This is a genomic window from Mesorhizobium sp. M0590 (assembly GCF_040320905.1).
Taxonomy (GTDB): Bacteria; Pseudomonadota; Alphaproteobacteria; order Rhizobiales; family Rhizobiaceae; genus Mesorhizobium.
Map to the genome: position 1 here is coordinate 16,227 of NZ_JAMYQN010000005.1, position 23,540 is coordinate 39,766.

Below are 23,540 nucleotides of genomic sequence, written 5' to 3' on the forward strand. Positions count from 1 at the left end.
GCAAGCAAGCCGCGGTCACGCAGCTCGCGACCCCGCGGTGTCATGGAACGATATCTGCCGGACCAAACGATCCGCCACCACGTCTGCGTGGGTCAGCGGTCCCATATGTCCGGCGCCAGGAACAATCGCCCCGATTGCGGCCGGAACGCGGGAAACGAGTTCGCGGGCGATGAGCCGCGTCGGAACTGGTGCAAATTCGCCGCGCAATACCAAGACCGGAAAGCCAAATCGGGCATATTCGCTTGCCGGCGTCGATTCATGGATCAATGCGTGGAAGTCCAGGCTGGCCTTCGGCAGAAACCGCACGAGTGCAGCCTGAAGTTCCGGCTTCATCGCCGCGAAGATGCCGGCCCCACCCCAGTAGTCGATGAAATGAGCTGTCGCGGTCAGGTAACTGCCGTTGATCAGGCCGTCGTGGACGGTGCCTGCGATCGCCAAGACTTCGCCGAGCGCCTCGTGGCCCTCACAGTCCAGCTCGCGCAGCAGGTGAAAGGCAGACGGCTCATAAAGGGAGAGGCTGGCCAGCCGGTCTGGACGCATCGCTGCTATATGCAGGGCCAATCCACCACCATAGGAATGGCCAACAAGATGAACAGGCCTGTCATGGTGGTCGATCATCTCCAGGATCCCGGCGGCTTCGTCGGCCAGACGGAAAGCGCCGGTACCAGTCCAGGTGCCGCCGCCCGGCGCCCCGATCAGATCGGGTGCGATGAGCCGGTAGCTGTCATCGAGCCGCTCCGCCAGGCTGCGCCATTGCCGTCCGCTGCCGCCTGAGCAGTGCAGGGCGATCACAAGCGGTGCCTGGCACGCCCTATGCGAGACGTGGGACGTCGATGCGGCAATCATCGAGCCCCGCCCTCCTCCCCCCTCAAAAAACGCGTGCGGCGGCTGGGATCACGCCCGGCAAACGAAGTGATCCAGTTGATCTCGAAGCGGGTGATGCCGATGTCGCGCAAGATGTAGTCCGGCAACTCATAAAGCTGTCTACGGTCCCGTTGGATACGAATGAAACGCCAGACTGCGGCCAACATTGTTCCGCCAGCCCAGCGCAAACCTCGCGTTCTGGTGAGGCACAGGGATGGGTTCACCATTGCACTCATTTTGATTTTCTCCATGGTTGCGGGCGCTGACTACGGCGCCAGTGGAGCCCTTGTCGTTGTCCGCCGTGAGCTTCATCGTTGAAGGCAACGTCGATTTTTGCCGCGCTAGCGTTGTATTCGGCGGTCAGGCCGCTGCTCGGCGGGAGACGTCGAGAAACATTGCCAGGTGAGCCGCCAGCGCCTCCGCATCGCGGCCGACGCCGTCGAGGAAGCTGGAGCTTCGATGGCGCATGAAATTGAGGCCGAGCACGTAGAGTCCCGGATACGCGCAGACGCCGCCATCGTTCAGTATTTCGCCCCGGGCGTCGAACACATCCAGCTTCAGCCATGGGTATTCCCGGCGATAGCCGGTAGCCCATATGATCGTCTGGATACCCTGGTCGATGAGGTCGATTTCGGTCGCCTCGGCGCTCAGAATCAGGCTCGGAATGGAACCGGGATCGATCGAGTAGAGGCCATCGCCGGCGGCCGCGCGGTCGATATTGGCCAGCACGCGCCTCAGCCTGCGTTCCGCCGCCATGGTCGTTTCGGCGAGATCGCCGTTGAACCGAATGCGTGTATCGCAGGCGGCAGCCGCTCGACCGACAAGACGAATGCCTTGCTCCCGAAGACCGGCAAGGTCGAGCGTCCTGCGCTCGGGTGTGCCTATCAGCTGCAGGGAGGGCTGCCGCCGTGCCGCGGTGAGATCCGGAACTTCAGCGACAGGCTTGGCAAGCATTCCCAGCCGGTCGAGCCACCACAGGATGTCGTGCCCGCGGTAAAGCCTCGGCAGGCGTGTATGACTGCCGACCGACAGGGTCACCGGGCGCCCGGAGCGATTGATCTCCTCCGCAAGTTGTATGCCGGTCGCCGAGGCCCCGGCCACGAGAACGCCACCCTGGGGCAGTTGCTGAGGATTGCGATAGTCCCGCGGCACGACCTGCCTGATCCGGGAGGAGATCTGCTTTGCTAGTGGCGGAATGCGTGGCCTGTCGCTGTATCCGGTCGCGACCACGACCGCACGTACGCTCCATTGGCCGCGATCGGTCAGCAGCCGGAAACCTCCATCGACCCTTTCGGCCGAAAGCACCTCAACGCCGTTTGCTACGGGTGCGGTGATCGAGCACGCATAATCCTCTAGGAACCCCACGGTCTCGGCCATTGTCATGAAGCCGTCGGGCTTGGCCCCGCGATAACCGCCGCCGGGCAGGCGCGTCATCCAGTTGGGCGTCAGCAGGCGCAGCGAATCCCACCGTTCGCTGCGCCAGCGCTCGGCGATGCGGCCGCGCTCCAGCACGACGTGGTAGACCCCGCGCTCGGACAGGCACCGGCTCATGGCGAGACCCGCCTGTCCGGCGCCGATAATGGCCACGTCTGTATGCTGCATGGAATCCGCGCCTTGTAAGCAGGGGCAACAGATCGCCGGCGCCATCCTTTTCAGGACGAGGCCGGCGATATTGCTCTTGCGGACCGAAGTCAGCCTTTCACGGCAACCGAGACCGGCACGCCGTTGGTCAGTACGTCGAACACCGCGGAACGGGCGCGCGACTGCATCACGATTTCCTCGAGCTTCTCAGCCGGAGCATCGCCCTTGATCTTGAAGGAGATACGGATGCCCTGGTAGCCGTTGCGGACTTCGTTAGAGATGCCGAGGATGCCGCGAAGGTCGATGTCGCCTTCGACGGTCGATTCCACCTCATGCAGCGTCACGCCGCGCGCGGCCGCGATATTCGCGATGCCCGCGGTGAGGCAGGAAGCAAGCGCGTGGAGGAGGTATTCGACCGGCGTCGGGCCGTTATCTGTGCCGCACAGGACCGCCGGATGATCGCTGTCGGCCTGGTATGCCGTCACATGCGGCTGCTCGGCGCCGGCGCCGAAGAAGTTGGCCATCGTGCTGCGGCTGTGCGTGCCGGTGATCCAGCGGCTCTTGGCCCGGAACTGGAACTTGGCAAGCTCCGGCTGGCCCGCGACGGCATTGATGGTGGCCAGAAGGGTGGGCGTATTGACGCCGTTCCTCGGCTCTCGCGACGCCTTCTTAACGGAAGCCTTTTCCATGACCATTGTATCGTCCTGCATGTCATTCACTCCTGGGTTCGGATATTGCGCGACCGGGATCGCCCCGGACGGCTAAACCTCGGCCGGCAGCGTTTGACGTGCAGTGGGAACAACAGTGGGAAAACGAGAGGTTTTTTTGCGTCAACCAGTCGTGAACAGCGCCAGATCCGCAATCAGCGAAACGGCGGGCCTTCAAACGCTTTGCTTCCTCGCGCGGTGCGATCTCCCGTAAGCGCCGAGAACGCTTCGCAACCGAAACCACAGGAGATCAGACCATGTCTCGTTCATTTGGAAAGGATACCCGCCCGTCCTCAACCGACTGGGCTGTCATAGCTCGCGGGCCAAGCAAGGCCGAGGTGCTCGCCCATATCGCGAAGATTCACACATAGGCGAGCACCCTAAATCGGCCTGGCCGCGAGAAAACCACATGAGGCTTGTTGCGGCGGGAGTGCCGATCGGCCCCCCGTCGACAACACTTGTCGGGATAATGTTTTCGGTCGACGTCCAGCTGGCCGCACACGGCATCGCGGTCCATGCCGGGGCGAAGTTTTCGACCGGAAAGACCAGCGCCGTGCGCGTCGCGACGAGCATCCTGAGCGAGGAGCACCTCGAGCACGTCGCAAATTCCCTGGCGCTGGCAGCCGACCCGGCGCGGGAAATTGTCTGACGCAAGTCAATCGCCGTTCGGACTGCCTACTCCGCCGCGACGCCCTTCACTTCGAGATAGCTCTCCATTGAATCGTCCATCGCCTGCAGCCAGGGCGTGTGGTGCAACGGCGCCATCGTGCCGGTCATCAGCGAGCGATAGGCATGGTCGCGGAAGCCCATAATGTCTTGCGCCTTATGGTGCTCCCATTCCATGAAGGTCTGATTGACGGCCTCGACATCGAAGCCGGGATAGTCGCTCTGCTCCATCAGCTCCCTGGTGTAGTCGCCCTGGAACCAGATCATCTGCTCGGCGTCTTCAAGTGTTTCTTCACGTGCCCGCCATTTCCGGCCGTGCTCGGCCATCGCTTCGGCCGAGGGCAGCTTGATGCGGCCCATGATGACGTCGCGGGCGAACCAGGCCTGCGCGTCGAACATGTTGAAGGTATAGAACTGGTCCTGCATGCCGATATAGGACAGCTTCGGGTTTTTCTCCCAGACGACGCCCTCGTAGAGCCCGTCCGGCCACATACGGTTGGCGGTCTTCAGCTTCAAATCCTCGGTGAGGAACGGGAAGGAGTGGAGATAGCCGGTGCACAGGATGATAGCGTCGACGTCTTTGGTGCTGCCGTCCTTGAAATGCGCGGTCTTGCCGACGACCTTCTGCAGCAGCGGCACTTCCTTCCAGTTCTCCGGCCATTTGAAGCCCATCGGCTTCGAGCGATAGCTGGAGGTGATGGATCTGGCGCCGTATTTGTAGCATTGCGAGCCGATGTCCTCGGCTGAATAGGAGCGGCCGATTATCAAAATGTCCTTGCCCTTGAATTCCATGGCGTCGCGGAAATCGTGGCTGTGCAGGATACGGCCGTTGAAGGTCGAAAAGCCCTCGAAATAGGGAACGTTGGGCACGGAGAAATGGCCCGAGGCGACGACGACATTGTCGAACTCTTCCGAGTAGGTGACGTCGCTGGTGCGGTCATGCGCGGTGACCGTGAATTTTTTTGTCGTTTCGGAAAAGGTGACCATGCGCACCGGGCTGTTGAAGCGCACCCATTGGCGCACGCCGGATTTTTCGACGCGGCCCTTGATGTAGTCCCACAGCACGGCGCGCGGCGGATAGGAGCCGATCGGCCGGCCGAAATGCTCCTCGAAGGTGTAGTCGGCGAATTCGAGACATTCCTTCGGGCCGTTCGACCAGAGATAGCGGTACATCGAGCCGTGCACCGGGTCGCCGTGCTCGTCGAGGCCGGTGCGCCAGGTGTAGTTCCACAGGCCGCCCCAGTCGGACTGCTTTTCGAAGCAGACGATTTCGGGAATATCGGCGCCCTTGTCGGCGGCCGACTTGAAGGCCCTGAGCTGGGCCATGCCGGACGGCCCGGCTCCGATGACGGCAACACGATCTTTCATTGCGGGCCTCCCGATCTCATTTCCCTAACGAAACAAATTTCACTGACAGGACAGTAATTGCCCCTTCGATGCTGTCAACAGGGCTTGTCGCGAAACCGCGTTTCGCCCAGCTGGATTTCCAAGCGACGCAGTAGCTCGGGCGAAATCCGGACATTGCGCAATTCGACACGGGTGGCTTGCCGTGGCAGTTGCGCTTCTGTATCGGCACCGAATATGTTCACCGTGAGTGAAATGAATCGGCAAGGTCCGGGGTGGCAACATGGCGAAAAAAGCATCCAGTCTAAAGCCCGCTGCGGCCGTCGTCGCCGCCAAAGCCAAGCCGTCGGTCGCTGCAATCGATCCGCGCAAGATACGCGCGCCGCTCACCCAGAACCCGCACGCCATTCGCGACACCCGCGAAAAGGTCCTGGAGGTCGCCATCGGCCGCGAGGTGCGGGCCTTCCGCAAGAAGCTCGGCATTACGGTGGCCGATCTGGCTGCCGCCACCGACATTTCGCTTGGCATGCTGTCGAAGATCGAGAACGGCATCACCTCGCCATCGCTGACCACGTTGCAGGCGCTGTCACGGGCGCTCGGCGTTCCCGTCACCGCCTTCTTCCGCCGCTTCGAGGAAGAGCGCAGTGCCGTCTTCGTCAAGGCCGGCGAAGGCCTCGACGTCGAACGCCGCGGCACGCGCGCCGGCCACCAGTACAATCTGCTCGGCCATATCGGCTCCAACACCAGCGGCGTCGTCGTGGAACCCTATCTGATCACGCTGACCGAGGATTCCGACGTGTTCCCGACCTTCCAGCACGAAGGCATGGAATTCCTCTATATGCTCGAGGGCGAGGTGGTTTACCGGCACGGCAGCAATCTCTACCCGATGAAGCCCGGTGACAGCCTGTTCTTCGACGCCGATGCGCCGCACGGACCGGAAGTGCTGAGCGTCCTGCCGATGCGCTATCTGTCGATCATCTGCTACCCGCAGAGCGCGGGGTGAGAGTTCGATCTCGCCCCTTGTGGACCTCGTGGGGGAGATCGGCAGCTTCGCCGACGGCGCCTCTTTTGCAGCGTTGGTGATTAGCGAAAGCTGAGGTGACATCCAATCTCCCCCCTTGAGGGGGAGATGTCCGGCAGGACAGAGGGGGGCGAACCGCGATGACATTCGCGATATCGATAATGTCTGCCAGCGATCGTGATTGTGGCTGGGCTGGCTGGCGCGTCGTGATCTTCGCCGAAGCGGTGGAGTGGGCATTGTGGGAAGGCCGGCGCTCTACGGCGCCCCCCTCTGCCCTGCCGGGCATCTCCCCCTCTTGGGGGGAGATTGGCAGCTTGACGGGCAGCGCGAACCTCGCAAACAGAACCTCAATCCGGCCCAAAACCCACCGACGTCGCACTGCCGTCATCCAACTTCGACAGCCACTCGACCAATGTCGCACGGTAACGCGTCAGGCCCTTGTAGGCGGCGAGTTCGTCGGGAAGGTCGCGGATGACGCGGTGCAGGCGCCGTGCCCATTTCGGCTGCGTCACCAGCTCGTCCATCTTGATCAGGTAGCAGCGGATCGGGAAGACGATCGCATTCGAGCGCGGCAGCCGCCAGAAGCTCTGCAGCTCGACGCGCAGATGAACCTTGTCGCCGACATTTTCCGGCGTCACCGTGGCGCGGTCCGGACCCCATTTGTGGTAATTTTCCGGGCTGGTATCGAGGCGCGGATTGATGGTCATCGTCCAGTTCAGCCGGCGCGCCGGCTTGCCCTGCTGGATGTTGGTGAGGAATTTCAGCGCCCGGACGAAGATGCCCTTCTCATGCGCCAGCGGCACCGGCGCGTGCCATTCGAAGAAGTTCATGCCGATGTCGAAATCGAGCGACCAGTCGGCCTGGGTGGTGACCATGCCGGCATCCATCCACAGATTGCCGTCGCGCTGGTCGAGGATGCAGAAATCGCCCTGGCTCTGGCGGGTGATGTATTCCATCGGCCCATAGGGCAGCGTCGAGACGTCGCCGAAGGTGAAGCTGTCGTCGATGCCGAGCGGCCGGTTGATCCAGCGCCAGCGGTCGCCGTCGCGCGTCAGCGTGAAATGCTCGGGATAGCCTGAAGCCTGCTGCTCCATCAAAAGCTCGAGCAGATCCCAGCCGGCCAGCGTCATGTGCGGCAGCGACTGGCAGCGCAGCGGGTCCTCGGCCAGCACCAAAGCGCGGTCCTGCATCTCGGCGACATAGTGCTCGTCGACGTCGATCAAATTCTCCAGCACGCTGCCCTTCGGCCCGACGACATGCGGCTCGATGTTGACGGCATACATGTAGCTGTCTTCATGGAACGGGAACGGGAACCGCCTGATGTGCTCGGGGCTGTTCCTGAAGGTGAAGTCGTCGCGGAACGTTTCCTTGCGAAAGGTGATGCCCAAGCTCGCCTCCTATCTTTCCAGCACCAGCGACCTGCCCTCGAAGCGCGAGACGCAGGGCATGATCTTGCAGCCCGAACGGTGGTCTTCCTCGCTCAGCCAGTGGTCGTTGTGGATGAATTTGCCGTCATGCGAAATGACGTTGGTCTCGCACTGGCCGCAGACGCCGCCGCGGCAGAGATAGGGCGGATCGACCCCGGCCGCCTCGATCGCCTCGAGCAGGCTCTGCTGCTCGTCGACACGGATGGTCTTGCCGCTGAGCGCCAGCGTCACGTCGAAGGGCGCGCCGGGCTGCGGCGCCGCGAAATGCTCGAAATGCACGGTCTCGTGAGGCCAGCCGAGCGCCGCGGCACGCTCGCGCACCCAGCCGATCATGCCGGACGGGCCGCAGACATAGAGATGCGTGCCGAGCGGCTGCGACGACAGCAGCCGGTCGAGATCGACGCGCTCGTCGCGGTCGTCGTGATAGAGCCTGACCCGGCGATCGTAGCGCTCTCTCAGCAGGTCGGCATAGGTGCCGAGCGAGGCGGTGCGGCAGGTGTAATGCAATTCGAAATTGCCGCCTTCCGCCGCCAGCTGCGCGGTCTGCGCCATGAACGGGGTGATGCCGATGCCGCCGGCCAGCATCAGATGCTTCCTGGCGCGCAGATCGAGCGAGAACAGGTTGACGGGATAGCTGACCACCATCTCCGTGCCCGGCCTGACCTGCCTGTGCATGAAAAGCGAGCCGCCGCGGCCGGCGTCGTCGCGGCGCACCGAGATGGTGTATTCGCGGGTGTCGAGCGGCGAGCCCATCAGCGAATAGGGATTGAGCCTGGTGCGTTCGCCATCACGCATCTCGACGACGACATGGGCGCCGCCGGAAAAGGTCGGCAAAAGCTCGCCGTCGCGCCGACGGAAATGAAAGCGCGTCACCAGCTCGTTGATCGGAACGACATCGCTGACGACGACATCGAGCTTGGTGGTGCCGGTGCTCATCGAAAGACCTCCTCGATCGGAGGAATTTCGCTGCGGTCCTCGGCGTTGATGCAGACGCCCTGGAAGGCGGCGAGCCGCCGCGAATAATGATCGCGCACCAGAAGCAGCAGGCCGCAATGCGAACAGGTCGCCGGCTGCGTCGTCACGTTCTCGGTGATGCCCTTGCAGTGGACGCATTGCATGCGGCGCGCCAGCGAGCCGCGATGCTCGGTCTGGATCGAGGTGTGGTCGATGCCGGCTTCGAGCGCCGCCTGCATGGCCTGTCCGATCAGCCCTTCGGTGCCGGCAAGGTAGAGCCTGAGGCCCATATGCGCGTTGGCCAGCGTCTGCTTCAGCCGCGGCAGGGCGCTGGCGAAGGAATGGCCGAGGTAGAACTGCGCCGGCTTCAGGGCTTCGAGCGCATCGGCGTATTTGCCGTCGCGGCCGGGAATGAAGATGATGTGGGCGCCGCCGAAGAAATCCGCCGGTGCCTTGGCGGCCAGATCGGCAATCGCCAGCGCTCCTTCTGCATCCGCTATGAAAAGATGATGCTTGCCAGGCTGCGGAGACAGGGTCCCATAGACCGGGCGGCTGATGATGCTTTTCGCTGCCATACCCGCAGTATGCCTCAGCCTTTCGCCGTGCGCTTGGTCTTCTTCGGATCATCGAAAGGAAGCGGCTCGGCGATTGCGCTGATGGCGCCGCTCTTGTTGCGGATCTCGAGCCTGGTGCCCTGCACCGCGCAGTCGACCTCGAGCCGGGCGATGCCCATCGATTTTTTGACCAGCGGCGAATACATTGCGCAGGTCACCACGCCGACCTTTTTGCCGTCGCGATAGACCGGTGCGCCCTCGTCGGCCGGCTCTCTGCCTTCGAGCAGCACGCCGAAGATCTTGAAGCGCTCCTTGCCCTTGAGGCGGTAGTGTTCCTCGGCGCCGCGAAAGCCCGTCTTGCCGGGGCTGACGGTGAAGTCGAGACCAAGCTCCCACAGTGTGTCGCCCGGGCCTTCGTTCTCAAACGGGTATTTCTGCGAATTGTCGTAGGGGTAAAACAGCAGATAGCTCTCGACGCGCAGCATGTCGAGCGTGGTGAAGCGGCACGGGATGATGCCGGCGCTCTTGCCCTCGTCGAGGATCCTGTCCCAGATCGTTCCGGCGTCCTGGCCACGGCAGAAGATCTCGTAGCCGCGCTCGCCGGTGTAGCCGGTGCGCGAGATCATCACCGGAAAGCCGAACAACTGCGTCTGCATGTGGTGGAAATAGTTGAGGTCGCGAATGCCGGGCACATGCTTTGCCAGATAATCCACGGCTAGCGGCCCCTGCAGCGAAAGGTCGTGCAGATTGTCATCGAAGCGCAGCGACACGTCACGACCGACCGAAGCGCGTTGCAGCTCTTCATGGCCGGTGCCCGAGCCATGCACGACCATCCAGGAATTCGGGCCGGTGCGGTAGAGGATGCAGTCGTCGGTGAACTTGCCGGCCTCGTTGAGCATGCAGGCATAGGCCGACTTGCCGGGATAGATCTTTTCGACGTCGCGCGTCGTCGCCAGATCGATCAGGTGCGAGGCGTGCGGCCCGGTGATGTGGACCTTCTTCAAGCCGGACACGTCCATCAGGCCGGCCTTGGTGCGGATGGCGGTATACTCTTCGTCGGCGTCCTTGTCGTAGGTCCAGGCGGTACCCATGCCGCTCCAGTCCTCGAGCTTCGAGCCGAGCGCGCGATGGCGGTCCGCAAGCGTCGAAAATCTCCAGGATGCCGTCATCCGCTGTCCTCCGTTCGAAAGAAACTTTTTTGCTTTCCCCTGCTCCCTGCACACAGGCGGGAGCGTTGCCTTGAATATTGACCGCAAACGCCGGGAGCCTGCAATACCCGTAAGCAAATAATTTCATTGTCAGGCAAATCCGGCGAGCCCAAACAAACGGTTAACGTCGCGTAAAATCGTCTTGACAATTCCAGAATTCGGCCGGATTTTATGAAAAAAATTTCACTCTCTTGAAAGAGGGCAATGACCGGCCAATCCGGACCGGCGTTGAAAAGGGGAAAGCCGATGTCCGACCTGCAACAGCGCGTGGAAGCGTTGTACCGTTCCGACGTGCGTGGATCCATGCTCCTGATCGTCTGCCTGTGGGCGACGATCCTCTTTGTCCTGTTCATGACATGGCCATACGTCCCCGACGCCGGCATCAAGCTCGTCGTCGCGGTCGCCGCCGCCGCCGTGCTGATCTTCAACACGGCGGCGATCCTGGCGATGGTCAACCACTACAAGGAAGACAAGGACTTCATCTACGGCCTCGACATCAAGAATGCCGACGCCTACCGCAACCGCAAGTCCTGAGGGGGAGACGCATGGCCCGCTATACACCGCCCGAACAGAGCAAGGCCGGACAGGTTTTCGATATCGCCGTCGTCGTGGTCGCGATTTTCGTCGCGCTGTGGCTGCCGCTGAAACTAGGGCTGGCAGGGGCGGCAAAATCCATCGACGCGCTCGACGCCAAGACGTGGGAAGCGCTCGGACAAAACCCGACCATGGCCTCGATCTGGGAAAAGCTCGGCTACACGCCGGAAACCGCGCACGACGTCATCCAGAACCGGTTCCACTACATCATCGACTGGCCGACGCTGATCATCATGGCGGCGGTGCTGATCGGCTATTTCATCTTTCTGTTCCGCGCATCGGACCGCGAATACCGCGACGTCATCGACGAAAAGTTCGGCGACAAATAGATAGGGAAGCATCGTCATGTGGGTGGCACTCTCTTACGCATGCTGGGGCATCTCGATCGTGCTCGCGCTGTGGATGCTCTACGACTGGTTCAAGATCGACACGACCTATTCCGAAGAGATGCTGACCTCGTCCAGGGAAGGCGAACTTGAAGCCGTGTCCGAAAAACACCGGATCTGAGTGGGGGATTGAACGATGACGATCACGGCTGAACCAGCGGTGCAAGTGCAAGGCGACAGGGTTTCACTGCTCAGGGTGCTCGGCCCCGCCCATGTCTGGGCGCTCGGTGTCGGCATCGTTCTGGTCGGCGAATTCACCGGCTGGAATTTCGCGGCGGACAAGGGCGGCGCGCTGGCGGCGCTGATCGTCTGCTGGATCGTCGGGCTGCTCTACACGTCGGTCGCGATGATCGATTCCGAAGTTACCTCGACGGTTGCCGCCGCCGGCGGCCAATATGCCCAGGCCAAGCACATTGTCGGGCCGCTGATGGCCTTCAACGTCGCGCTGTTCCTGGTCTTTGCCTATACCATGCTCGAAGTGTCGGACGCGATCCTGCTCGGCGACACCATCGTCGCCAAGGCCGGCGTCGAGGGCCTCAACCACAATTCCTTCATCGCCGCGACAATCGTCGTGCTGGCATGGCTGAACTATCGCGGCGTGCTGATGACGCTCAACGTCAATTTCGTCATCACCGCGATAGCCTATGTCTCGATCGTCATCCTGTTCTTCTCGGTCAGCCCGTGGACGCAAGGCGCCGTGCTCAAGCTGAACGAGTTGGTGACCCCGGGCAACGCCCTGCCCTATGGCTGGATCGGCGTCATCGCCGCCTTCCAGTTCGGCATCTGGTACTATCTCGGCATCGAGGGCACCACGCAGGCCGCCGAGGAAGTGCGCTCGCCGGCGCGCTCGCTGCCCTACGGCACGATGGCCGGCATGATCACGCTTCTGATCGCCGCCGCCATGACCTGGTATGTCTGCGCCTCGCTGATGCCCTGGGAATATCTCGGCATCACCTATTATCCGCTGTGGGACGCGGGCAAACTGACCGGCAGTGCGCTGCTGGAAAACCTGTTGTTCATCGCGACGCTGCTTGCCGCGCTCGCCTCCGCCAATGGCTGCATCAACGACGCCGCGCGCGCCTGGTTTTCGCTCGGCCGCGACCGCTATCTGCCGACCTGGTTCTCGGCGGTGCATCCGAAATACCGCACGCCCTATCGCTCGATCCTGTTTCTGCTGCCGATCGCGCTCGCCTTCGCCTTCATCGCCGACCTCAACCAGGCGATCACCTTCTCGATCCTGTCGGGCGTGCTGCAATACACCTTCATGAGCATCAACATCATCATGTTCAGGAAAAAGTGGCCGCTCGGCTCGATCCGCCGCGGCTACACCCATCCGTTCCATCCGCTGCCGGCGATCGTCTTGTTCTGCCTTTGCGTCGTCACCTTCTTTGCGATCTTCCTCGGCTTCGGCTCGCAGCTGATCGCCATGGTCGCCTTCTACTTCCTGATCTCGCTGTGGTTCCACTTCTACCGCTACAAATTCGTGCGCCGTGGTGCCCAGTTCACCATGCCGTGGCCGAAGCCGCAGGGCTACTGACGGCGCGCCCGGTCTGGGCGGGCATTTGCGTGACGAGGTGCGTTAGGTGATCTCAGCATTGCTCGCCGGGGCGGTTGCCCTGGCTCTCGTCCTCCATATAGCCTGGCTTGCGCGGGCCAGCCGCGCCAAGGCTTCGACCGGGCTTGCCGCCGACGAAGCCGGCGTCCGCGCCGTCATCCCCGACGTGGCCAACATCTCGGACGGCACCGCCGGCGTCGTTACCTTCGCCGGCTCGTGGAACGGCCGGCGGGTGCAGGTGCGGACCATCGTCGACACGCTGGCGATCAGGAAGCTGCCGGCGCGCTGGCTGAGCGTTTCGATCACCGAAAAGGTCGCGATACCAGGCACTTTCGATATGATGATGCGGCCGGGATCGCCGACGACTTTTTCCAATTTCGATCATCTCGTCCATCCGCTGCCGAAGGCGGCGGGGTTTCCGGCCGAGGCGGTGCTGCGGAGCGACCGCAAGGGCGTGCGCTTCCCCGAAGCCGTCATCGCCGGCCACCTCGATATCTTTGCCGAGGAGCGCACCAAGGAATTGCTGATCACGCCGAACGGCGTGCGCATCGTCTGGCTTCTGGCCGAGGCCGAGCGCGCGCGTTACGGCGTATTCCGGCAAGCCGAATTCGGCACGGTCAGGCTCGATCCGGTGCTGATCGAGAGGCTGCTGTCGTCGGCTTCGGCGCTGCGCGATGCCATCAATCAAAGCGAACGGCAAGCGGCATGACCAGCCAGATCACCACCTCCCCCGCACCACCGAGCCCCTATCTGGTTCTGGGCGCTGCGATCGTCTTGCCGGCGAGCGGGCATGTCGTGCTCGGGGTGCCGGTGCGCGGCCTGCAATTCCTGTTCTTCATGGTGATCCTTGCCTGGGTCACCGCCAAGATCGCGCCGCCAGACGCCAGCTTCGTCGGCCGCCATGCCGGCGGGATCCTGATCTATGCCCTGTCGATCCTGGATGCCTACAAGATCGCCCGCATCCGCTATGCCAAATGGGTTCACAATGGCGGCCAGCGCAGCGATAGTGCGGCCGGCGGCGCCTCAGCCGATATATAACGACAGGAAAATTTTTTTCATACCAATTGAATTCCCGGGACTCATTCGATACATCTCGGAGGGAACAAACTCGCGGAGGCTGACATGTGCGGAATCGTCGGACTGTTTTTGAAGGACAAGTCGCTCGAGCCCCAGCTTGGCGCGATGCTGTCGGAGATGCTGATCTCGCTCAGCGATCGCGGTCCCGACAGCGCCGGCATCGCCATCTATGGCGCGCCCTCCAGTGAAGCCAAGATCACCATCCAGTCGGCCAAGCCGGAGCGCGATTTCCGCGGCCTCGACGCCGAACTCGCCAAGGCGATCGGCGCGCCGGTGAGCATTGCTGCGAAGTCGACGCATGCCGTGGTCCGGACGACGCCTGCCAAGATCGACGAAGCGCGCGAGGCGATCCAGACGCTGCGCCCCGACATCCGCATCATGGGCGCCGGCGACGTCGTCGAAATCTACAAGGAAGTCGGCTTGCCCGAAGCGGTCGTCGACCGTTTCGGCGTCCGCGAGATGACCGGCACGCACGGCATCGGCCATACCCGCATGGCGACCGAATCGGCGGTGACGACGATGGGCGCGCATCCGTTCTCGACCGGCGCCGACCAGTGCCTGGTGCATAATGGCTCGCTGTCCAACCACAACAATGTCCGCCGCGAGCTGATCCGCGAAGGCATGACATTCGAGACCGAGAACGACACCGAGGTCGCTGCCGCCTATCTCTCCTCGCAGATAGCGCATGGCAAGAATCTGGGCGAGGCGCTGGAAGGCACGCTGAGCGATCTCGACGGCTTTTTCACCTTCGTCGTCGGCACCAAGAACGGCTTCGGCGTGGTGCGCGATCCGATCGCCTGCAAGCCCGCAGTAATGGTCGAAACCGATCAGTATGTCGCCTTCGGCTCGGAATATCGTGCGCTCACCAAACTGCCCGGCATAGACAATGCGAAGGTCTGGGAACCCGAGCCCGCAACCGTCTATTTCTGGGAGCATTGAACCAATGCCGGCAATTAACCTCTCCAAGGCGGCTCGCGAGCCGGGCCATGCGTCACGGGTCTTCGATCTGGCCGAAATGTCGCTGCGCGAGCTCAACCAGGCGCTGCACGATCTGGCGCCCGGTTCGAACGAGACCGCCTGGGAGGTGCTCCACCCGCGAGGCAGCCATTCGGTCGCCGTCGGCGTCGACCAGCCGGTCGCCATCGATGTGCGCGGCAGCGTCGGCTATTATTGCGGCGGCATGAACGACGGCGGCACCATCACCGTGCATGGCTCGGCCGGGCCCGGCGTCGGCGAGAACATGATGTCCGGCCAGATCGTCGTCAAAGGCGATGCCAGCCAGTATGCCGGCGCCACCGGCCGGGGCGGGTTGCTCGTCATCGAAGGCAACGCATCGTCGCGCTGCGGCATCTCGATGAAAGGCATCGACATCGTCGTCCATGGCAATATCGGCCACATGTCGGCCTTCATGGCGCAGTCCGGCAACCTCGTGGTGCTGGGCGACGCCGGCGATGCGCTCGGCGATTCCATCTACGAGGCGCGGCTTTTCGTGCGCGGCAAGGTCGAAAGCCTCGGCGCCGACTGCATCGCCAAGGAGATGCGGCCCGAGCATCTCGAATTGCTGCAAGGCTTGCTCGACCGCGCCGGTGTGACCGGCGTCAAGGCGGCGGAGTTCAAGCGTTATGGCTCGGCTCGTACCCTCTACAATTTCAATATCGACAACGCCGACGCGTATTGAGGCTCAATGACCTATCGCAACCCGCCGACGACGCCGCGCAAATCCGCGACCTTCGACGACTACACGCTTTCCGAGATCCGCCGCGCCGCGGCGACCGGCATCTATGACATCCGCGGCGCCGGCGCCAAGCGCAAGCTGCCGCATTTCGACGACCTTCTGTTCCTCGGTGCTTCGATCTCGCGCTATCCGCTCGAAGGCTATCGCGAGCGCTGCGACACCAGCGTCGTGCTCGGCTCGCGCTATGCGAAAAAACCGATCGAATTGAAAATCCCGATCACCGTTGCCGGCATGAGCTTCGGCTCGCTGTCCGGGCCGGCCAAGGAAGCGCTTGGCCGCGGCGCGACGCTGTCGGGTACCTCGACGACGACCGGCGACGGCGGCATGACCGAGGAAGAGCGCGGCCATTCGAAGACGCTGGTCTACCAGTATCTGCCGTCGCGCTACGGCATGAACCCGCGCGATCTGCGCCGTGCCGACGCGATCGAGGTGGTCGTCGGCCAGGGCGCCAAGCCAGGCGGCGGCGGCATGCTGCTCGGCCAGAAGATCTCCGACCGCGTCGCCGAAATGCGCACGCTGCCGAAGGGCATCGACCAGCGCTCGGCTTCGCGCCACCCCGACTGGACCGGGCCGGACGACCTCGAGATCAAGATCCTGGAACTGCGCGAAATCACCGACTGGGAAAAGCCGATCTACGTCAAGGTCGGCGGCGCACGGCCCTATTACGATACCGCGCTTGCGGTGAAATCGGGCGCCGATGTCGTCGTCGTCGACGGCATGCAGGGCGGCACGGCAGCGACCCAGGAAGTGTTCATTGAAAATGTCGGCCAGCCGACGCTTGCCTGCATCAGGCCGGCGGTGCAGGCGCTGCAGGATCTCGGCATGCACCGCAAGGTGCAGCTGATCGTCTCGGGCGGCATACGCAACGGGGCCGACGTCGCCAAGGCGCTGGCGCTCGGCGTCGATGCGGTGTCGATTGGCACGGCAGCGCTTGTCGCGCTCGGCGACAACGACCCGCGCTGGGAAGCGGAATACAACGAGCTCGGCACCACCGCCGGCGCCTATGACGACTGGCATGAGGGTCGCGACCCGGCCGGCATCACCACGCAGGATCCCGAGCTAATGAAACGGGTCGATCCGATTGCGGCCGGCCGACGGCTGGCGAATTATCTTAAGGTGATGACACTTGAGGCTCAGACAATCGCCCGCGCCTGCGGCAAGAACAGCCTGCACAATCTCGAGCCCGAGGATCTTGTGGCCTTGACGATCGAAGCCGCCGCCATGGCCGGCGTGCCGCTGGCCGGCACCAACTGGATACCGGGCAAGAACGGCTTCTAAAAACAAACCAAATGCCAGTAAGCGAGGAACTATAATGGGGAACGATCTCGCCGCCTTCGCCAAGGAGAAGGGCGTCAAATATTTCATGATATCCTACACCGACCTGTTCGGTGGGCAACGCGCCAAGCTGGTGCCGGCGCAGGCGATCGCCGACATGCAGCGGGACGGCGCGGGCTTTGCCGGCTTTGCCACCTGGCTCGACCTGACGCCGGCGCATCCCGACATGCTGGCGGTGCCGGATCCGGCCTCGGTGATCCAGTTGCCTTGGAAGCCGGAGGTCGCCTGGGTCGCCGCCAACTGCATCATGGACGACAAATCGGTCGAGCAGGCGCCGCGCAACACGCTGAAGCGGTTGATCGCGGAGGCCGCTGGCGACGGCATGCACATCAAGACCGGCGTCGAGGCCGAATTCTTCCTGATCTCGCCGGATGGCAAGACGATTTCCGACGAATATGACACGGCGTCGAAGCCCTGCTACGACCAGCAGGCGGTGATGCGCCGCTACGATGTGATCGCCGAGATCTGCGACCACATGCTGGCGCTCGGCTGGGGCGCCTACCAGAACGACCACGAGGATGCCAACGGCCAGTTCGAGATGAACTGGGCCTTCGACGATGCGCTGGCGACCGCCGACAAGCATTCCTTCTTCAAATTCATGGTGAAATCGGTCGCCGAAAAGCACGGCCTGCGCGCAACCTTCATGCCTAAACCCTTCCAGGGCCTGACCGGCAATGGCTGCCATGCGCATATCTCGGTGTGGGACAAAGACGGCAAGACCAATGTCTTTGCCGATAATGCGATAGAGCTTGGCCTGTCGGCCAAGGGCAGGAATTTCCTCGGCGGCATCATGAAACATGCGTCCGCGCTTGCCGCCATCACCAACCCGACGGTCAATTCCTACAAGCGCATCAACGCACCGCGCACCATCTCCGGCGCCACCTGGGCGCCGAACACGGTGACCTGGACGGGCAACAACCGCACCCACATGGTGCGCGTACCCGGCCCCGGCCGCTTCGAGCTGCGCCTGCCGGACGGCGCGGCAAACCCCTATCTGCTGCAGGCCGTCATCATCGCCGCCGGCCTTGACGGCGTCCGCTCGAAGGCCGACCCCGGCAGGCGCTACGATATCGACATGTACCAGTTCGGCCATACGGTCGAGGGCGCGCCGAAGCTGCCGCTCAACCTGCTCGACGCATTGCGCGAGTTCGACAACGACAAATCGCTCAAGGCGGCGCTGGGTGAGGAATTCTCGTCGGCCTATCTAAAGCTCAAGCAGCAGGAATGGAATTCCTATGCTTCCCACTTCACCCAGTGGGAGCGCGACCACACGCTCGACATCTGATCCGGAATTGTTGCACGCCCGGCGCGAAACAGGTTCATGAAATACTCGATCTTCTCCCTCGCCCGGGCGGCATTTTCCGGCCATAAGAACTGGCAGCGCACCTGGCGCGACGCCAGCCCAAAGAGCCACTACGACGTGGTGATCATCGGCGGCGGCGGCCATGGCCTGGCGACGGCATGGTTCCTCGCCAGCGAATACGGCATCAGGAATGTCGCCGTGCTGGAAAAGGGCTGGATCGGCTCCGGCAATGCCGGCCGCAACACCACCATCATCCGCTCCAATTACGGGCTGCCCGGCAATACCGGCTTCTACGAGCTGTCGATGAAGCTGTGGGAGCGGATGGAGCAGGACCTCAACTACAACACCATGGTCAGCCAGCGCGGTGTCATCAACCTCTACCATTCCGACGCGCAGCGCGACGCCTATGCGCGGCGCGGCAACACCATGCGCATCAACGGCATCGATGCCGAACTGCTCGATCTGACGGCGGTCAGGAAGATGATGCCGTTCCTGAACTTCGACAATGCGCGCTTTCCAGTGCAGGGCGGGCTTTTGCAGCGGCGCGGCGGCACGGCGCGCCACGACGCCGTGGTCTGGGGCTATGCGCATGCGGCGAGCGCGCTCGGCGTCGACATCATCCAGAACTGCGAGGTGACCGGTTTTGTCCGCGATGGCAGCGGCAAGGTGACCGGTGTCGAGACGAGCCGCGGCAGGATCGGTGCAGGCAAGGTCGGCATGGCCGTCGCCGGCTCCTCGTCGCGCGTCGCGGCGATGGCCGGCATGCGGCTGCCGATCGAAAGCCATGTGCTGCAGGCCTTCGTCTCCGAGGCGATCAAGCCGCTGATCCCCAATGTCATGACGTTCGGCGCCGGCCACTTCTATGTCAGCCAGTCCGACAAGGGCGGCCTGGTCTTCGGCGGCGACATAGACGGCTACAATTCCTACGCCCAGCGCGGCAATCTGCCTGTCATGGAAGACGTCTGCGAGGGCGGAATGGCGCTGATGCCGATGATCGGCCGGATACGGCTGCTGCGTCAGTGGGGCGGCATCATGGACATGTCGATGGACGGCTCGCCGATCATCGACAAAACACCGGTCGACGGGCTCTATCTCAACGCCGGCTGGTGCTATGGCGGCTTCAAGGCGACGCCCGGCTCCGGCCTGGTCTTTGCCCATCTTCTGGCGCGCGACGAGCCGCACAAGGAGGCTGCCCGCTTTCGTCTCGACCGCTTCCGGCGAGGTGCGATGATCGACGAAAAGGGCCAAGGCGCCCAACCGAACCTGCATTGAAGGCTGGCTGAAGAAGCATGCGCATTGTCTGTCCCTTCTGCGGCGAACGCGAACTCGGCGAGTTCACCTATCTGGGCGACGCCAAGCCCGTGCGTCCGGCGGCCGGCGCCACCGAAGACGAGGTCTTCGACTACGTCTATCTGCGCGACAACATCGCCGGGCCGATGAGCGAATACTGGTACCATGGCGGCGGCTGCCGGGCCTGGCTGAAGGTCGCCCGCAACACGCTGACCCATGAGATTTCGGCGGTCGAACCGGCTGCAGGCGTTGGTGCCGCCGAGGTTGGGGTCTGATGGTTGGCCCCGCGCAGACACACCGGCTGGAGAGCGGCGGTCTCATCGATCGCGCCGTGCCGCTGAGCTTCCGCTTCGACGGCAAGAGCTTTGCCGGCTTCCAAGGCGACACGCTGGCCTCGGCGCTGATCGCCAATGGCGTCAAGCTGGTCGGCCGCTCGTTCAAATACCATCGGCCGCGCGGCATCCTGACCGCTGGTTCGGAGGAGCCCAACGCGCTGGTCGAACTGCGCAGCGGAGCGCGGCGCGAGCCGAACACCAAGGCGACCACGGCCGAACTCTATGACGGGCTCGAAGCCGCCAGCCAGAACCGCTGGCCGTCGCTGCGCCACGATCTGATGGCGGTCAACCAGCTGTTCGCGCCGATCTTCGTCGCCGGCTTCTACTACAAGACCTTCATGTGGCCGGCGAAATTCTGGGAAACGATCTACGAGCCAACGATTCGCCGCGCCGCCGGCCTCGGCCGCGCTGCAGGCGTCGCCGACCCCGACCATTACGACAAGGCGTGGGCGCATTGCGACGTGCTGATTGCCGGGTCCGGCCCGGCCGGGCTGGCTGCGGCACTGGCGGCCGGGCGCGGCGGCGCCCGCGTCATCCTGTGCGAGGAAGATTTTGCGCTTGGCGGCCGCCTGCTCGCCGACGGCGGCATGATCGACGGCGCGCCGGCGGCCGAATGGATTACGCGCACGCTGGCCGAACTCGCCGCACTGCCCGATGTCCGCATCATGACCCGCACGACATTGTTCGGCGTCTATGATGGCGGCACCTATGGCGCGATCGAGCGGGTCAACGACCACCTGCCCTCGCCGCCCGAGCACCAGGTGCGCCAGCGGCTGTGGCGGATCGTGGCGAAGCGCTCAATTGTTGCCGCTGGCGCCATCGAGCGGCCGATCGTCTTTGCCGGTAACGACACGCCGGGCGTGATGATGGCTTCGGCTATGCGGACTTATGTCGCGCGCTACGCGGTTACCCCTGCCAAGAGGATCGCGCTGTTCACCAACAATGAGGATGGCTGGCGCACGGTCGAGACCGCGCTTGGCGCCGGTTTGCAGATCGCGGCGGTCGTCGATGCGCGCCCGGACGTCTCCGCCGCGCATCGCGCGCTTGCCGCCAAAGGCGGCTTTGCCGTGCTCAACGGCTCGGTCAGCGGGGTCGAAGGCGGCAAGGACGGGCTCCGGAAAATCGTGGTGGCGCTGACCGGCGGCGCACGGGCGGAAGTCGAAGTCGACGGGCTTGCCGTGTCCGGCGGCTGGAATCCGGCGGTCGGGCTGACCTCCTATCATCGCGGCCGGCCGAAATGGCAGGACGATATCGCAGCCTTCGTACCGGATGGTGCGCCGCCCGGCATGGTGGCCGTCGGCGCCGCCAACGGCGCCTTCGGGCTGGGCGACTGCCTGCGCCAGGGCTTTGCCGCGGGTGCTGCGGCAGCGCAGGGTGCTGGACGCAGCGGCAATGCCGGCACATCGCCGGTCGCCGACAGCGAGGCGTTTTCGCTGACGCCGCTTTGGTATGTGGCCGGCAAAGGGAAAGCCTTCGTCGATTACCAGCATGACGTGACCGCGTCCGATATCGAACTGGCGCAGCGCGAAGGTTTCGAATCGGTCGAGCATCTCAAGCGCTATACGACGCTCGGCATGGCCACCGACCAGGGCAAGACCTCGAACGTCGCCGGTCTCGCCATCATGGCGGCAATCAGCGGCAAATCGATCCCCGAAACCGGCACGACGATCTACCGCCCGCCCTATGTGCCGGTCGCCATCGGCGCCTTCGCCGGCCATCATCGCGACGAAGACTTCCATGCGACGAGGCTGACGCCGTCGCATCACTGGGCAGCCGAACAGGGCGCGGTGTTCGTCGACACCGGCCTGTGGAAGCGGGCGCAATGGTATCCGCGCGCCGGCGAAAAGGACTGGCTGGAATCGGTCACCCGCGAGGTCAAGGCGGTGCGCTCCGGCGTCGGCTTCTGCGATGTCTCGACGCTCGGCAAGATCGACGTGCACGGCCCGGATGCCGGCGCCTTTCTCGACCGCGTCTACATCAACACCTTCTCCAGTCTCGCCGTCGGCAAAGCCCGCTACGGGCTGATGCTGCGCGAGGACGGCATCGTCTATGACGACGGCACGACGTCGCGGCTGGCCGAGGATCATTATTTCCTGACCACCACCACCGCCAAGGCCGGGCTGGTGATGCAGCATCTCGAATTCTGCCGGCAGGTGCTGTTCCCGGAATTCGACGTGCAGTTGACCTCGGTCTCCGACCAGTGGGCGCAATTCTCGATCGCCGGGCCGAAGACCCGGGACCTGCTTCGGGAAATGGTCGATCCGGCGGAGGATTTGTCGAACGAAGGCTTTCCCTTCATGGGGGCGCGGGAAGTTGCGCTTCGCGGTGGCATCAAGGCGCGGCTGTTCCGCATCTCGTTTTCGGGCGAAATGGCGTTCGAGATTTCGGTTCCCGCCCGCTATGGCGAGGCGCTGGTGCGCAATTTGATGCTGGCCGGCAAGCCGTTCGGCGTTACGCCCTACGGTACCGAGGCGCTCGGCGTCATGCGCATCGAAAAGGGCCATGTCGCCGGACCGGAGCTGAACGGCACGACGACGGCCGCCGACCTCGGCCTTGGCAAGATGATGTCGACCAAAAAAGATTTCATCGGCCGCGTCATGGCCGGCCGCGAGGCGCTGATTGCCCCGGACCGGCAGGTCGTCGTCGGCATCAAGCCCGTCGACAAGACGCGCCGCCTGCGCTCCGGCGCGCATATCATTCCGAAGGGCGAGACGCCCGGCCCCGATAACGACCAGGGCTACGTCACCTCGGTCTGCTTCTCGCCCATGCTCGACCAGTGGATCGGGCTGGCGCTTGTTGAGCGTGGCCGCGAGCGCATCGGCGAGATCGTCCATGCGCACGATCCGCTACGCGGCGAAGACTACGACGTCGAGCTGTGCAGCCCGGTCTTATACGATCCGGATGGAGGGCGCCAGCGTGGCTGAGTTTTCCTGGATTGCCCGCAGTCCGCTGGAGAAAGCGCTTGTTGTCGGCGCCTATGGCGCGCGCGGCACGGCGGCCGGCGTATCGCTCACCGAGATCCGCAATTTCGACCTGATCCAGGTGATGGCGCGGCGCGGCAAAGCGGCAGAACTGGCGAAGGCCGCCGAAACCCGCTTCGGCGTTGCCGCCCCGGAAACGCCCAAGGCGACCCGAACTCCCGACGCTAGGCTGATCTGGTCGGGACCGGATCAGTTCCTGGTCCTGTCCAATGGCGGCAAGCACGCGAGCGAACCGCTGAGCCAGGCGTTTGCGCAATCCGCCTCGTTGTCCGACCAGTCGCATGCGCGCGCGCTGATCAGCGTTTCCGGAGAAAAGGCGCGCGCGATGCTGGCCAAACTGTCGTCGCTAGACCTGCACCCCGCGGCGTTCCCGGCCGGCACCGCTGCGGCGACCTCGGTCGATCACACCAGCATCAATCTCTGGCGCGCCAATGACCGGCCGAACGGACAGGCGGTGTTCAATCTTCTGGTGTTCGCCACCTTCGCGGAAAGCCTGTGGCATACGATGCTGGACGCTGCCGCCGAGTATGGCGTCGAGATCGGGCATTCCGAGGAATTGGGGTAGGATTGTGCGCCACCTTCCCTTCTCCCCCTGTGGGAGAAGGTGGCCGAGCGAAGCTCGG

At 63.6% G+C, this 23,540-nt stretch carries 25 protein-coding genes; 16 read left to right on the plus strand and 9 right to left on the minus strand.

From position 1 onward, the window contains the following. Window positions 1–15: 15 nt before the first annotated feature. From NKI52_RS10395 to NKI52_RS10410, 4 genes are all read right to left on the minus strand, one after another. Window positions 16–846 (minus strand): alpha/beta fold hydrolase, encoded by an 831-nt coding sequence (locus NKI52_RS10395; protein ID WP_352697866.1) that lies wholly within the window; start codon window positions 844–846, stop codon window positions 16–18. Beyond that, the gene (locus NKI52_RS10400; RefSeq protein WP_352682708.1) at window positions 843–1,100 is read right to left on the minus strand and encodes a YjiS-like domain-containing protein; all 258 of its coding nucleotides are present in this window, start codon (window positions 1,098–1,100) and stop codon (window positions 843–845) included. The genes NKI52_RS10395 and NKI52_RS10400 overlap by 4 nt, the downstream gene beginning before the upstream one ends. Before the next feature lie 124 nt (window positions 1,101–1,224). Beyond that, complete coding sequence (locus NKI52_RS10405; protein ID WP_352590185.1) at window positions 1,225–2,511, minus strand: NAD(P)-binding domain-containing protein; 1,287 nt, start codon at window positions 2,509–2,511, stop codon at window positions 1,225–1,227. 44 nt (window positions 2,512–2,555) lie between these two features. Beyond that, window positions 2,556–3,140 carry an OsmC family protein gene (locus NKI52_RS10410; protein ID WP_352590188.1) on the minus strand — a complete coding sequence of 195 codons (585 nt, stop codon included), beginning with the start codon at window positions 3,138–3,140 and terminating at the stop codon, window positions 2,556–2,558. A 421-nt stretch (window positions 3,141–3,561) separates the two neighbouring features. On the opposite strand from NKI52_RS10410, the gene NKI52_RS10415 reads away from it, so the two are divergent. After that, window positions 3,562–3,801 carry a hypothetical protein gene (locus NKI52_RS10415; RefSeq protein ID WP_352697868.1) on the plus strand — a complete coding sequence of 80 codons (240 nt, stop codon included), beginning with the start codon at window positions 3,562–3,564 and terminating at the stop codon, window positions 3,799–3,801. A 26-nt stretch (window positions 3,802–3,827) separates the two neighbouring features. Here NKI52_RS10415 and NKI52_RS10420 read toward each other — a convergent pair whose 3' ends face one another. Then, window positions 3,828–5,186 carry a trimethylamine monooxygenase gene (locus NKI52_RS10420; RefSeq protein WP_352452529.1) on the minus strand — a complete coding sequence of 453 codons (1,359 nt, stop codon included), beginning with the start codon at window positions 5,184–5,186 and terminating at the stop codon, window positions 3,828–3,830. A gap of 259 nt (window positions 5,187–5,445) precedes the next feature. Between NKI52_RS10420 and NKI52_RS10425 the strand changes: the two genes are divergently transcribed. Continuing rightward, window positions 5,446–6,165, plus strand: a complete 720-nt coding sequence (locus tag NKI52_RS10425; protein WP_352452528.1) for a helix-turn-helix domain-containing protein — start codon at window positions 5,446–5,448, stop codon at window positions 6,163–6,165. A gap of 365 nt (window positions 6,166–6,530) precedes the next feature. On the opposite strand, the gene NKI52_RS10430 is transcribed toward NKI52_RS10425, so the two are convergent. The 4 genes from NKI52_RS10430 to NKI52_RS10445 are packed head-to-tail and all read right to left on the minus strand — an operon-like array spanning window position 6,531 to window position 10,287. Further along, window positions 6,531–7,571, minus strand: coding sequence for a heme-dependent oxidative N-demethylase family protein (locus tag NKI52_RS10430; protein ID WP_352697870.1), 1,041 nt, complete (start codon window positions 7,569–7,571; stop codon window positions 6,531–6,533). A 9-nt stretch (window positions 7,572–7,580) separates the two neighbouring features. After that, the gene (locus NKI52_RS10435; RefSeq protein WP_352697872.1) at window positions 7,581–8,546 is read right to left on the minus strand and encodes a PDR/VanB family oxidoreductase; all 966 of its coding nucleotides are present in this window, start codon (window positions 8,544–8,546) and stop codon (window positions 7,581–7,583) included. Further along, a complete protein-coding gene (locus NKI52_RS10440; protein WP_023673995.1) occupies window positions 8,543–9,139 on the minus strand; it encodes a dimethylamine monooxygenase subunit DmmA family protein in 597 nt (198 codons plus the stop codon). The genes NKI52_RS10435 and NKI52_RS10440 overlap by 4 nt, the downstream gene beginning before the upstream one ends. Window positions 9,140–9,153: 14 nt before the next feature. Beyond that, entirely contained in the window at window positions 9,154–10,287 is a 1,134-nt protein-coding gene (locus tag NKI52_RS10445) for an aminomethyl transferase family protein (protein WP_352697874.1), read from the minus strand. Between the two features lie 285 nt (window positions 10,288–10,572). On the opposite strand from NKI52_RS10445, the gene NKI52_RS10450 reads away from it, so the two are divergent. The 14 genes from NKI52_RS10450 (at window position 10,573) to NKI52_RS10515 (ending at window position 23,482) form a co-directional block, all read left to right on the plus strand. After that, window positions 10,573–10,860: a hypothetical protein gene (locus tag NKI52_RS10450; RefSeq protein WP_023673993.1), complete on the plus strand. Its 288-nt coding sequence runs from the start codon at window positions 10,573–10,575 to the stop codon at window positions 10,858–10,860. Between the two features lie 11 nt (window positions 10,861–10,871). Next, window positions 10,872–11,249: a hypothetical protein gene (locus tag NKI52_RS10455; protein WP_352452523.1), complete on the plus strand. Its 378-nt coding sequence runs from the start codon at window positions 10,872–10,874 to the stop codon at window positions 11,247–11,249. Window positions 11,250–11,265: 16 nt separating this feature from the next. Further along, window positions 11,266–11,427, plus strand: coding sequence for a hypothetical protein (locus tag NKI52_RS10460; RefSeq protein WP_023673991.1), 162 nt, complete (start codon window positions 11,266–11,268; stop codon window positions 11,425–11,427). A gap of 15 nt (window positions 11,428–11,442) precedes the next feature. Beyond that, on the plus strand, window positions 11,443–12,843 hold the full coding sequence (locus tag NKI52_RS10465; RefSeq protein ID WP_292653875.1) for an APC family permease: 1,401 nt from the start codon (window positions 11,443–11,445) through the stop codon (window positions 12,841–12,843). Window positions 12,844–12,889: 46 nt separating this feature from the next. After that, on the plus strand, window positions 12,890–13,570 hold the full coding sequence (locus tag NKI52_RS10470; protein ID WP_352455203.1) for a hypothetical protein: 681 nt from the start codon (window positions 12,890–12,892) through the stop codon (window positions 13,568–13,570). After that, window positions 13,567–13,899, plus strand: a complete 333-nt coding sequence (locus NKI52_RS10475; protein WP_352455204.1) for a hypothetical protein — start codon at window positions 13,567–13,569, stop codon at window positions 13,897–13,899. Before NKI52_RS10470 ends, NKI52_RS10475 begins: the two co-directional genes overlap by 4 nt. Before the next feature lie 84 nt (window positions 13,900–13,983). Then, entirely contained in the window at window positions 13,984–14,877 is an 894-nt protein-coding gene (locus NKI52_RS10480; RefSeq protein WP_352697876.1) for a class II glutamine amidotransferase, read from the plus strand. 4 nt (window positions 14,878–14,881) lie between these two features. Beyond that, window positions 14,882–15,616, plus strand: coding sequence for a GltB/FmdC/FwdC-like GXGXG domain-containing protein (locus tag NKI52_RS10485; RefSeq protein ID WP_352453795.1), 735 nt, complete (start codon window positions 14,882–14,884; stop codon window positions 15,614–15,616). Window positions 15,617–15,622: 6 nt separating this feature from the next. Beyond that, complete coding sequence (locus NKI52_RS10490) at window positions 15,623–16,951, plus strand: FMN-binding glutamate synthase family protein (protein ID WP_352455205.1); 1,329 nt, start codon at window positions 15,623–15,625, stop codon at window positions 16,949–16,951. 34 nt (window positions 16,952–16,985) lie between these two features. Then, a complete protein-coding gene (gene glnT, locus NKI52_RS10495) occupies window positions 16,986–18,293 on the plus strand; it encodes a type III glutamate--ammonia ligase (protein ID WP_352697879.1) in 1,308 nt (435 codons plus the stop codon). A gap of 36 nt (window positions 18,294–18,329) precedes the next feature. Next, the gene (locus NKI52_RS10500) at window positions 18,330–19,583 is read left to right on the plus strand and encodes a sarcosine oxidase subunit beta family protein (RefSeq protein WP_352455207.1); all 1,254 of its coding nucleotides are present in this window, start codon (window positions 18,330–18,332) and stop codon (window positions 19,581–19,583) included. 17 nt (window positions 19,584–19,600) lie between these two features. Continuing rightward, window positions 19,601–19,876 carry a sarcosine oxidase subunit delta gene (locus NKI52_RS10505; RefSeq protein WP_352692622.1) on the plus strand — a complete coding sequence of 92 codons (276 nt, stop codon included), beginning with the start codon at window positions 19,601–19,603 and terminating at the stop codon, window positions 19,874–19,876. Beyond that, window positions 19,876–22,860 (plus strand): sarcosine oxidase subunit alpha, encoded by a 2,985-nt coding sequence (locus NKI52_RS10510; protein WP_352697882.1) that lies wholly within the window; start codon window positions 19,876–19,878, stop codon window positions 22,858–22,860. Before NKI52_RS10505 ends, NKI52_RS10510 begins: the two co-directional genes overlap by 1 nt. Then, window positions 22,853–23,482: a sarcosine oxidase subunit gamma gene (locus tag NKI52_RS10515; protein WP_352569359.1), complete on the plus strand. Its 630-nt coding sequence runs from the start codon at window positions 22,853–22,855 to the stop codon at window positions 23,480–23,482. Before NKI52_RS10510 ends, NKI52_RS10515 begins: the two co-directional genes overlap by 8 nt. Window positions 23,483–23,540: the final 58 nt, after the last annotated feature.

What these genes read in the sequence shown, in the direction of transcription:
- NKI52_RS10395 (WP_352697866.1), bottom strand. Translation starts at nt 846, where the DNA reads ATGATTGCCGCATCGACGTCCCACGTCTCGCATAGGGCGTGCCAGGCA.
- NKI52_RS10400 (WP_352682708.1), bottom strand. Translation starts at nt 1,100, where the DNA reads ATGAGTGCAATGGTGAACCCATCCCTGTGCCTCACCAGAACGCGAGGT.
- NKI52_RS10405 (WP_352590185.1), bottom strand. Translation starts at nt 2,511, where the DNA reads ATGGCGCCGGCGATCTGTTGCCCCTGCTTACAAGGCGCGGATTCCATG.
- NKI52_RS10410 (WP_352590188.1), bottom strand. Translation starts at nt 3,140, where the DNA reads ATGGTCATGGAAAAGGCTTCCGTTAAGAAGGCGTCGCGAGAGCCGAGG.
- NKI52_RS10415 (WP_352697868.1), top strand. Translation starts at nt 3,562, where the DNA reads ATGAGGCTTGTTGCGGCGGGAGTGCCGATCGGCCCCCCGTCGACAACA.
- NKI52_RS10420 (WP_352452529.1), bottom strand. Translation starts at nt 5,186, where the DNA reads ATGAAAGATCGTGTTGCCGTCATCGGAGCCGGGCCGTCCGGCATGGCC.
- NKI52_RS10425 (WP_352452528.1), top strand. Translation starts at nt 5,446, where the DNA reads ATGGCGAAAAAAGCATCCAGTCTAAAGCCCGCTGCGGCCGTCGTCGCC.
- NKI52_RS10435 (WP_352697872.1), bottom strand. Translation starts at nt 8,546, where the DNA reads ATGAGCACCGGCACCACCAAGCTCGATGTCGTCGTCAGCGATGTCGTT.
- NKI52_RS10440 (WP_023673995.1), bottom strand. Translation starts at nt 9,139, where the DNA reads ATGGCAGCGAAAAGCATCATCAGCCGCCCGGTCTATGGGACCCTGTCT.
- NKI52_RS10445 (WP_352697874.1), bottom strand. Translation starts at nt 10,287, where the DNA reads ATGACGGCATCCTGGAGATTTTCGACGCTTGCGGACCGCCATCGCGCG.
- NKI52_RS10450 (WP_023673993.1), top strand. Translation starts at nt 10,573, where the DNA reads ATGTCCGACCTGCAACAGCGCGTGGAAGCGTTGTACCGTTCCGACGTG.
- NKI52_RS10455 (WP_352452523.1), top strand. Translation starts at nt 10,872, where the DNA reads ATGGCCCGCTATACACCGCCCGAACAGAGCAAGGCCGGACAGGTTTTC.
- NKI52_RS10460 (WP_023673991.1), top strand. Translation starts at nt 11,266, where the DNA reads ATGTGGGTGGCACTCTCTTACGCATGCTGGGGCATCTCGATCGTGCTC.
- NKI52_RS10465 (WP_292653875.1), top strand. Translation starts at nt 11,443, where the DNA reads ATGACGATCACGGCTGAACCAGCGGTGCAAGTGCAAGGCGACAGGGTT.
- NKI52_RS10475 (WP_352455204.1), top strand. Translation starts at nt 13,567, where the DNA reads ATGACCAGCCAGATCACCACCTCCCCCGCACCACCGAGCCCCTATCTG.
- NKI52_RS10480 (WP_352697876.1), top strand. Translation starts at nt 13,984, where the DNA reads ATGTGCGGAATCGTCGGACTGTTTTTGAAGGACAAGTCGCTCGAGCCC.
- NKI52_RS10485 (WP_352453795.1), top strand. Translation starts at nt 14,882, where the DNA reads ATGCCGGCAATTAACCTCTCCAAGGCGGCTCGCGAGCCGGGCCATGCG.
- NKI52_RS10490 (WP_352455205.1), top strand. Translation starts at nt 15,623, where the DNA reads ATGACCTATCGCAACCCGCCGACGACGCCGCGCAAATCCGCGACCTTC.
- glnT (WP_352697879.1), top strand. Translation starts at nt 16,986, where the DNA reads ATGGGGAACGATCTCGCCGCCTTCGCCAAGGAGAAGGGCGTCAAATAT.
- NKI52_RS10500 (WP_352455207.1), top strand. Translation starts at nt 18,330, where the DNA reads ATGAAATACTCGATCTTCTCCCTCGCCCGGGCGGCATTTTCCGGCCAT.
- NKI52_RS10505 (WP_352692622.1), top strand. Translation starts at nt 19,601, where the DNA reads ATGCGCATTGTCTGTCCCTTCTGCGGCGAACGCGAACTCGGCGAGTTC.
- NKI52_RS10510 (WP_352697882.1), top strand. Translation starts at nt 19,876, where the DNA reads ATGGTTGGCCCCGCGCAGACACACCGGCTGGAGAGCGGCGGTCTCATC.